The sequence below is a fragment of the Okeania sp. SIO3B5 genome (genome assembly GCF_010692555.1).
In the GTDB taxonomy this organism is placed as follows: Bacteria; Cyanobacteriota; Cyanobacteriia; order Cyanobacteriales; family Microcoleaceae; genus Okeania.
Genome location: NZ_JAAHHG010000634.1, coordinates 1 through 5,181, shown reverse-complemented (window position 1 = coordinate 5,181; position 5,181 = coordinate 1). Strand labels below are relative to the sequence as shown.

Annotated in this window: 3 protein-coding genes; all 3 read right to left on the bottom strand. The window is 39.8% G+C overall.

The features are described 5' to 3' along the window. Window positions 1-676: 676 nt before the first annotated feature. A complete protein-coding gene (locus F6K54_RS39860) occupies window positions 677-3,922 on the bottom strand; it encodes an efflux RND transporter permease subunit (RefSeq protein WP_293089855.1) in 3,246 nt (1,081 codons plus the stop codon). Window positions 3,923-4,292: 370 nt separating this feature from the next. Next, the gene (locus tag F6K54_RS39855) at window positions 4,293-5,051 is read right to left on the bottom strand and encodes an efflux RND transporter periplasmic adaptor subunit (protein WP_293089853.1); all 759 of its coding nucleotides are present in this window, start codon (window positions 5,049-5,051) and stop codon (window positions 4,293-4,295) included. After that, a partial coding sequence (locus F6K54_RS39850; protein ID WP_293089851.1) for a hypothetical protein occupies window positions 4,997-5,181 on the bottom strand: 185 nt, incomplete at its 5' end. The genes F6K54_RS39850 and F6K54_RS39855, both read right to left, overlap by 55 nt.

Below are 5,181 nucleotides of genomic sequence, written 5' to 3'. Positions count from 1 at the left end.
CCTTTGACAAAAAAGATAATTTACACCCTAAAAAATGGTATTAAAGCCATCCATTCTGACTCCTGACTCCTGACTCCTGACTCCTAAGAAATACCCTAGATATTTGTAGCAAACATTTATCAATCTGATATTAAATCTATTCCCATACGACTCCTGACTCCTGACTCCTGACTCCTAAAAAGTACCCTACCTATTTGTAGCAAACATTTATAAAATTGGTATAAGTGTCTATATATGTTGATATGTTGGGTTGCGCTGTCGCTTAACCCAACCTACAGTATTGTAATATCATGTCCGGTTGAATACTTATATCATGTCCGGTTGAACAGTGATAAATAAATAACTACGGAGGAGTCAGGAGTCAGTCCTCAGGAGTCAGGAGTAAAGAGGGAAGAAAGAAGAAGAACTGGAGTTGAAGGAGAAAGTTTTTTTATAACTAATTATCCGGACATGATATTACACTTTGGAGGAGGTAAGGCAGGAGGCAGGAGGCAGGAGGCAGAAGGAAAGAAAAGGTGAGAAGAGAAAAGGTTTTTTGATCACGCTATTATCCGGACATGATATAACTAATTAGCAGAAGAGGTAAGGCAGGAGGCAGGAGGCAGGAGGCAGAAGGAAAGAAAAGGTGAGAAGAGAAAAGGTTTTTTGATCACGCTATTATCCGGACATGATATAACTAATTAGCAGAAATAGAATCCTTTTTCAACACACTCGAACTTTTCCCATTACCATTAACAGAAACATCTAACTGCGGGCGAGTTTCCTTACCCCGGAATAATTTCTGTAACCAATGCAGGAAATTATCAATATAAGTAAACCACACAGGCACCACCACCAACGTCAACAGCGTCGAAGTCGAAAATCCACCAATCACAGCGATCGCCATAGGACTTCTTTCTGCGCCTCCTGCTCCTAATTCTAAGGCGATGGGTAACATTCCAGCAATAGTAGAAAATGTGGTCATCAAAATTGGTCGCAACCGGGAAATACCTGCTTCCCGCACTGCATGAAACTGAGACATTCCTGCTTTTTCATTTGCCAACGAACAGTCTACTAACAAAATTGCATTCTTCGTCACCAACCCCATCAACAACACTATTCCAATTATAGCAAATAAACCCAACTCTTTCTGCGTCACCAATAACCCTAACAACGCGCCACCAATAGATAACGGCAACGCCACCAAAATTGCCACTGGATAAAGAAAATTATTGTATAGCAGCACCAAAATTGCATAAATACATAACACCGCAAACCCCAAAGCACCTAAAAATCCAGTAAAGATATCAATCATAATCTTGGCATCACCGTCAGACTGTTCGGTAACACCATCCGGTAGTGGATTCATCGGTGGCAATGCTTTCACCTGTTCTACTGCATCTCCTAGAGAAATTCCCTGTAAATTTGCCTCCAAGGAAACCTGGCGATAGCGGTCAAAACGATTGATTTCAGCAGGTCCACTACCAATAGTAATCTCAGCTACTGCGGACAATGGCACTAACCCACCATTTTGACTAGGAATGCGTAAATTTTTAATTGCATCCAAGTCATTTCTAAATTCCTCTGCCAACTGTACTCGAATCGGAATTTGACGGTCTGGTAAATCAAACTTAGCTAAATTTGACTCATTATCTCCCAAAGTCGCCAATGAAGCTGTACGAGCGATCGACTGTACAGAAATTCCTAGATCCCCTGCTCTAGCAGGTAATGGTTTAATCAAAATCTCCGGTTTCACCAAGCTGGCACTGGAAGTCACATCTACCAAACCAGGAATTTCTCGCATTTGCTGTTCTAAAGCATCTGCCGTCTGCCTCAACGCAGTAGCATTTTCACTCTTGAGAACAAGAGTTAAGTCTTTACCACTACCTCCTGTAGCCCCACCAGCAAAACTTATCCGCGCCCCTGGAATATTCTGAAATAGAGGTCGCATCTGTTGTTCAAACTCCTTCTGGGAAACCTCCCGCTCTTGCCTTGGTAATATATTCACATACAACTTGCCCTCATTTACCGCCTCACTATTACCCCTAGTACCAACATCAGCAAATACACTGGTAACAGTAGAATTTTGCTCTAATATTTGCATTGCCTGTTGAGCAACTTGTTCAGTTTCAGACAAAGTCGATCCAGGAGGCAATTCTAGGGAAACTATACTCACATCATTGTCCTCAGAACCCATTAACCCTTTAGGAATTAGTGGCACCAGTTGCAAGCTACCAATAAAGAAAGCTACAGCAATAATTAAAGTAGTAATTTTATGGCGCAGTGCCCAAGTTAATAAGTTATTGTAGGGACGATTTTTGGGTTGTTTGTGATGTTCGACTCCCACTTTACCATTTAAAAATGAGGAAGCTTGAGACTGTTTCGGCCTCAATAACCGCGCTCCTAACATTGGTGTCATAGTACAAGCAACCAATGTGGAAAACATCGTTGAAACTGCTACCGTTATGCCAAAAGGCTGAAAGAATTGACCAGGTACTCCACCCATAAACGCGACAGGTAAAAACACTGCCACAATAGTTGCTGTTGTTGCCACCACAGCCAAACCAATTTCTGCTGACGCATCCAAAGCAGCTTGGAATGGCTTTTTACCCATATTAATATGTTGGTCGATATTCTCAATCATACAGATGGCATCATCCACCAAGTTTCCCATTGCTAATGCTAGTGCTAACAAGGTCATCCAATTGAGGGTGTAGTCTAAAATTTGCATTACTAAAAAGGTGGGAATAATTGATAATGGTAATGCTACCGCCGTGACTAAAGTTGGTCGCCAATCTCGCAAAAATACAGCGACAACTAAAACAGTGAGAATGGAACCAATAATTAGAGCGTCTACAGATGCTTGATAGGATTCTTCAATATCTGTTGCCCGGGTAAAAATTAGTTCTAAATCTACATCTTTTGGTAATGTTTGTTCCAGTTCAGCAATTTTTGCCCGCACACTTCTTTCTACACTTACAAGGGTAGTACCTGTGCTGCGGAGTACGCTAAAAGCAACCACTGGTTTACCAATATTATTTGACTGGGGAGTGGTTTTTATTGATGAGTCTTGTGCAAAACCCTGAGTTTCATCCTCACTATTTTTTTCTACTAACCAAGCTGTTTGTCTAGTTTCGCCAAAACCATCAATGACTTCACCTACACTGGAAAGTGGTACCGCTCCACCAGAGGGCAGGATGATTCGATATTCTTTTAATGCTTCTACCGTGTCAGTGCTACCAAGGGTACGAATACTTTTTTCTGTGCCTCCACCTTGAGAGCGTCCACCGGGTATATTAGTATTGAGGGCGCGAATTTGGTCATTTACTTGAGTCGCAGTAATGCCAAGACTTTGGAGTCGGTCTGGGTTGAGTTCGATCAGAATTTCTCGGTCTACTCCACCAATACGGTTAATTTCGGAAACACCGGAAACGCTAAGAATAGCACGACTAATTTCTTTGTCCACGAGTTCGCTGAGTTCTTCGACTGAACGTTTGTCTGAAGTGACAGCGTAGGTAATGATCGGACCGCCTCCAATAATTTCTAATCTTTTCACAATAGGATCGTTGATATCTTGAGGTAAGTCCTCGCGAATTTCGGTAACGGCATTGCGAACGTCGTTGGTGGCGCGGTCGATATCTACTCCTAAGTCAAAATTGATTGTGGTTCTAGAAACTCCATCAGTTACTTTTGAGGTTAATTTCTCGATATTTCCCAAACCTGCCACAGAATCTTCTATTTTTTTTGTTACCTGAGTTTCTAGTTCTGTGGGGCCTGCTCCTTGTTGAGTTACTGTGATTGATACTACTGGAACATCAACATTAGGAGTTCTGTCTATTCCTAGTTGGAAAAATGACATTAATCCTACTATTGTTAAGATTAAAAACATCACAATGGTAGGAACTGGTTTTTTGATTGACCAAGCTGAGATATGAAATGACATAGTAATTTAATTCAAAAGTCAAAAGTAATTAATTCAAAAGTCAAAAGTAATTAATTCAAAAGTAAGAAATAATTAATTCAAAAGTAAGAAGTAAGAAGTAATTAATTCAAAAGTCAAAAGTCAAAAGTCAAAAGTAAGAAGGAAGAAATAATAGGGAGTTAATTTGAGTATGTTTAAGCAAGCAAAGTTCGTTTATATACTATATCTAAAGATGTGTTTTAGCTGTTCGGCAAAAATTCATTCCTAGATTCAGCAACACCGTTATGTTAGTTGAATTCTAGTTATTTAGAAAAGGTGGGAATATGGAAATCAATTAATCTGTAAGTACTTTTTTTATTGCTATGAAATTTCATCCAAAATCCAAAATGTACTAATTACCCTGAATTACTTTTACAATATCTCCATCTTTCAGATAACCTGCACCTGCAACAACTACGCGATCGCCTAATTTTAAACCTTCTTTTATTTCAATTTTAGCATTAGCTAAATCGCTATTTTTACTCAGAATTTCTCCTACTTCTATAGGCACGGCTTTAACTCGATCATTTTCTGCCAAAACATAAACAATAGATTTTCCATCTGCTTGAGGTAATACTGCTTTTGCCGGAACTTTCAACCCTTGATTAGTTGCTGTTGTAATTGTTGCCCGTAAAAACATTCCAGGTCTTAATAAATCACTTTTAGGCAGGTCAATTTTAATTGTAGCTTCACGACTTTCTTGGTCAACTAATGGCGCTATTTCTCTAACTGTTCCTAACATTTTTATCCGACTATCAGCATCAGAACTGATTTGAACTTTTTTGCCAACTTTAACTTGCGCTAATTGAGTTTCTGGTACTTTTAATTGTAGTTCTAATTGATTGTCTTTAATAATAGAAAACAACATTTTACTGCCAGAAGTAACATCACCAACCCGAGCTATTCGTTCCGCCACTATGCCATTTGCTGGTGCCCGGACTAAAGTTTGTGCTAACTGAGTTTGTCTCTCTTCTACACGAGCTTTGTCACTGTTAACATTGGCGATGGCACTGTCAATATTTGATAAAGCACTGTCAACTTCTGCCTGGGCACTATTTACATTAGCACTTGCACTACTAACTTTTGCTTCTGCACTGCGTAGTTGAGCCATGGCACTACTGACATTTGCTTCTGCACTTTCAACTCTAGCTTCTGCACTGCTAACATTTGAGCTAGCAATATCAACTTTGGCTTTAGACTACTAACGTTAGCATCGGCAATTTCAATTTTGGCTTCAGCAA

Bases quoted from the DNA above. Each gene is read 5' to 3' on its own strand.
- F6K54_RS39860 (WP_293089855.1), bottom strand. From the start codon at position 3,922: ATGTCATTTCATATCTCAGCTTGGTCAATCAAAAAACCAGTTCCTACC.
- F6K54_RS39855 (WP_293089853.1), bottom strand. From the start codon at position 5,051: ATGGCTCAACTACGCAGTGCAGAAGCAAAAGTTAGTAGTGCAAGTGCT.